Origin of the sequence: Pseudomonas arsenicoxydans, from assembly GCF_006438915.1 — a bacterium.
GTDB classification, from domain to species: domain Bacteria; phylum Pseudomonadota; class Gammaproteobacteria; order Pseudomonadales; family Pseudomonadaceae; genus Aquipseudomonas; species Aquipseudomonas arsenicoxydans_A.
In genome coordinates this window covers 1-4216 of the sequence record NZ_RCZE01000034.1, presented here as the reverse complement: position 1 = coordinate 4216, position 4216 = coordinate 1, and the positions used below count along the sequence as shown (strand labels likewise).

The window sequence follows — 4216 nt, the reverse complement described above, 5'->3', positions numbered from 1 at the left end:
TCGCATAGTGTGTTTCGGCCATGTCACCGTTGATTTTTTTCATGATGTAGCGTGCCGTATAACCGGCACTTTTTCGGGTGAGAAGACCGATTTCAACGTGACCACGGCCCCAGAGTTTTGTAGCAGTTGCCGAACGGTAGACGGGGAATTCACCGCGTTTTTTTACTTCCCGGCGATCCTGACCGAAGTCGACGCCGAAGAGGCAGATATGGAAGTGGGGACGGGACAACTGGTCGCCGTATTCGCCACAGGCGAAATAACGCACACCGGGACCGAAGTGTTTGCGTAATGCCTTGATGAATTTTTTCAAGTCGCCGGGCACAAGTTGCCCGTCCTTGGATAGATGGTGTTCATCGTAGGTGAGCGTCAGCCAACAATTGCGCGCATGGTATTTCATTTCGTGGCAGACACGGATAGACCATTCAATGGATTTGTCGATTCGACAGCCTAAGCAATAGCCGCAATCAATCTGCATTAGGGAATCGGGCACGCCCTTGGATTGTTCGAAGACTAACGAACGTTTACCGGAGACATTGACGGCAAGGGAGGACCATGCCCATCTGGGACGATAACAGGCCATGTTGGGCCACCTCGTTTAAGCATGTTCCATGTCTTTGATGAGCGGAACAGAACCAAACCAATCCTTACCAGGTGCGCGATGCGATTTATGGATTTTGGGTTTTTTGTAAGAGGGTTTTTTATGCCCTTTGAGGGGCTTTCCGGGTTCGTGAATTTTGGTAGTCATTTTGAGGGGATTTCCTTGTTTTGCAAGGCCAAAAAAGGGGGGGATTTAGTGACCTTTTGGGGGTCACTGGGAGTATAGACAACAAGTAGAGATACTCCGGGCCTCGCAGGCGCGAGGCAACACGCAGTGGTTCCTAGCGCACCACCGCGAACGGTTTTCAACCGAGTTTGAGACAAACGACTTTCGGCAATGCGAAAATAAGGCCCCAGAATGGGGCCAGAAGGACCGCCAGCGGGCCTAGGCGAAGCGATAACGCTTCAGAGCTACCGTATTGACGGTAGAGAGCGATCACGCCTTAGGCGCGATCTCAAGAGGTTGCACGATGAGCCCATTAGGGCAGCACCTGAGCAAACGACCAGAGTGCATTTTGAACATCGTGCTCGATGACAGGAAGTTTCCAAACATCATTGGGACGTTCGAAGAAATAACGAACAAAGCAGACCACAGAGTTGTGATAAGCCTCGCGCTGTTCTGGCGACAGCGCTGAATAGTAAGCGCCGTATTTTTCAATAACGTCGACTGCTTGTTCGACCCCTTCGGGGAAGACAACTTCATACGAAGTTTTAGATGCCATATCGACCACACGAACGGCCCCGTTTTTCAACGGGAAGAAGCCCAACGCGTAGCTATTGGGACCCATGCAGTGGGGAGACTGATGTTTAGACATAATAGACACCTCATTGGATAACCAATGAGATTGTAGAAGAGAGTTAAAGGAGACACAGAGAATTCAGCGTACAGGAATGACGCTAGATTTATGTGATTGAACATTAAGCGTATAACAATGACGCAGAGATATATAATGATATATTTGAGTGCAGAAGATGCACAATAATAGATAGTAGATAGTTATTTATTTAGATAGTTATTTAGTTTATTTAGTTTATTTAGTTTATTTAGATAGATAGTTATTTAATTAGATTAGATAGAGTAGATACATAGGTAGATAGTAAGTGAGTTATTTTTATATGTTGTAACAAGAGAGTTACAGCGTAAAGAAGTACGCAAGTTATGCCTATGGCATAGAGAACGACCAAGAGTCGAAGGATAGCCATCAGCCCGTAGGTGATGATTTTAATGAAGGGGATGGAAAGCAAAGCTAAGAAGATATTCATGGAAGATGCACCGCATCAATTCAGATGAATAAAGTATAGAGAGAGAACGCAAAGAGCGTAATCAGGGCGCGGTGGAATCCGCGCCGACACAGAAAGGCCCGAACGCGGACCATTACCGCGTGGGCCTGAAGATTTAGAAGAGGCATTCCAATTCAAGAATGCACCTCGGCGCGGCACACGCGGGACCGACGCCGAGAAGCGGCAAAGCCGCTCATTTTTTTTGCACCAGGTGCAGAGATTTTTTGGCGTCACGCATTCGCCCAGGGCGAAGCTATTGCCGCATTCGGTCCATGCCGTACAACGACGCAAAGAACACGCCGAGATAAGCAGAAGCACCGGAAACACCGGCCTCGTGATAACCAGCCTCGGCGGTTTCGAGCATTAAGGCCCGTTTTCGAAAACGTGCCACGCGGTACCAATTACCGCTGTCGAAGGCACAGGAAACGACCTGCAGGGGATCGACCTTTTCAGCTAATTCCTCGTCGCTTTGCTCCTCGATGCCGACCCGGGCTTTAAGCCCGTGCGACCAGAACAGCTGCCGTTTGCCCTTCATGGACTCAATGAATTCCAAGTACTTTTCACCAGCCTGAAAATCACCAGCTTTAGCATCGACCAGCAGGCCAAACGGATGCCGACCTTTGTCGGTACCAGCCTTACTGGTGGCCTTGGCCATTTCGCGATCGACGCCCCAATGGCGGCTGTCGTCCTGCTTGGCCAGATAATCAGAAGCCTGACACCAGCCTTTCACATCGACCGCATGCAAACCGAAGTTGTACATCTGAACGACATCGTTCCGATCAAGCAAACCGGCCCGCACGCAGGCCGATTCCCACAACTCGGTTAAACGAGAACGAAGCTCAACCGCTTCGACCTGAGAAGACACAAACCACAATTCGTGGGTGTGAGGATGCCAGCCGTTTTTGCCATAGGTCAGCTCAAGAGAGCGAATCAACGCCTGATAATTAATGGACTGGGTAAAGCGCTTCCAAGGCGCTCCCTGACGTAACAACGTCAACGCTTTGGCCTGCTTTAGCAGCAGCTCGCGCAACGAATGCCAGTCCTTGTGAGGAAAAGTGAAAGTGACCATAACCGGCTGGAAACCACCGGCATACGCCCAGCTCATCGCCTGAGAGATTTCCTGACGCCGGCCTTCCTGAATGGCAGCAGCACACATGGGACAAGCCCACACAGAGCCGCAGGTAACAAGACCATGAAGATAACCGCGGCCCTGAGAACTGAAACGCACCGTTCCAAAGCTGCCAAGTACCTGACGACGACAATGAGCAACAGAATGATAATTCGCTGGATAAACCAGATTCTGTTCACGTCCACGCTGACAGACAAGTCCATGCGCCGTGTCCTGCAAATCGAACACATCGCGGCGATACCGCTGGTACTTTTCAGCCAGCTGAAAACGCTCTTTTTCGGCCAGATCCAGAGGGGGGGGGTCAATAGATTTTTCAATGCTTCCTAGTTTTAGAGCAGACCGCTCTAAACCGGGCTTCTTGGGGTTTTTTCGAGAAGGGGGTAAAATGGCCATGTTGGTGCCCGGTAACGTCGGGTAGTAACACGATCAACGATGAGTTTGCACCTCATCCTGATCACCAGAACCCCAGCTGCCCGCTGGGGTTTTTTTTCGATTTTTTTTGTCCTGCACCACCCGGGACTTACTGTCCCCACAGACAACGCCGGGGCGGGCGGACTGGACAGGAGCATACGCGATTCAAAGCTGTCGACTCAACGTCGAAGTCATCGCTTTTTTGACCTCCTCGCGAACCCGTAACCGGGAATCACTTTGCTCGTTAGGATCACGGGCGAGCGCCTTGGCTATGCGTTTGGCCTTCACAGCCGCCATGCGCTCAGGGTTATAGCGTTCCATTAGTTTGTCGTAGTACTTGGGAATCGGGAATTCTTTCCCTTCCAATATGCAAGAGTCTCGATCAAACCAATTACCGTCCTTGTATTGATCGAAGAACCGATATCCAAGGCCGGGGCGAGTGGACACACGAATGAACTCAGGCATGAGCAAATACATTTCCTGATTTACCGCGTCAAACTTCGCATAGTGTGTTTCGGCCATGTCACCGTTGATTTTTTTCATGATGTAGCGTGCCGTATAACCGGCACTTTTTCGGGTGAGAAGACCGATTTCAACGTGACCACGGCCCCAGAGTTTTGTAGCAGTTGCCGAACGGTAGACGGGGAATTCACCGCGTTTTTTTACTTCCCGGCGATCCTGACCGAAGTCGACGCCGAAGAGGCAGATATGGAAGTGGGGACGGGACAACTGGTCGCCGTATTCGCCACAGGCGAAATAACGCACACCGGGACCGAAGTGTTTGCGTAATGCCTTGAT

At 50.5% G+C, this 4216-nt stretch carries 5 protein-coding genes; all 5 read right to left on the bottom strand.

Translation table 11 applies throughout. The features are described 5' to 3' along the window. Positions 1-580, bottom strand: a 580-nt coding sequence (locus EAH78_RS32010; RefSeq protein ID WP_205017989.1) for a rolling circle replication-associated protein, incomplete at its 3' end; no start/stop codon positions are given. 15 nt (positions 581-595) lie between these two features. Further along, positions 596-745 carry a hypothetical protein gene (locus EAH78_RS32260; protein WP_161599726.1) on the bottom strand — a complete coding sequence of 50 codons (150 nt, stop codon included), beginning with the start codon at positions 743-745 and terminating at the stop codon, positions 596-598. A gap of 331 nt (positions 746-1076) precedes the next feature. Then, positions 1077-1412 (bottom strand): hypothetical protein, encoded by a 336-nt coding sequence (locus EAH78_RS32005; RefSeq protein WP_140672341.1) that lies wholly within the window; start codon positions 1410-1412, stop codon positions 1077-1079. Between the two features lie 719 nt (positions 1413-2131). Beyond that, positions 2132-3400, bottom strand: coding sequence for a protein rep (locus tag EAH78_RS32000; protein WP_140672338.1), 1269 nt, complete (start codon positions 3398-3400; stop codon positions 2132-2134). A 183-nt stretch (positions 3401-3583) separates the two neighbouring features. Then, positions 3584-4216 (bottom strand): rolling circle replication-associated protein (locus EAH78_RS32255; RefSeq protein ID WP_205017988.1); only part of this gene is annotated, 633 nt, incomplete at its 5' end.

Excerpts from the sequence above, each read along its gene's own strand:
- EAH78_RS32260 (WP_161599726.1), bottom strand. The coding sequence starts at position 745 with ATGACTACCAAAATTCACGAACCCGGAAAGCCCCTCAAAGGGCATAAA.
- EAH78_RS32005 (WP_140672341.1), bottom strand. The coding sequence starts at position 1,412 with ATGTCTAAACATCAGTCTCCCCACTGCATGGGTCCCAATAGCTACGCG.
- EAH78_RS32000 (WP_140672338.1), bottom strand. The coding sequence starts at position 3,400 with ATGGCCATTTTACCCCCTTCTCGAAAAAACCCCAAGAAGCCCGGTTTA.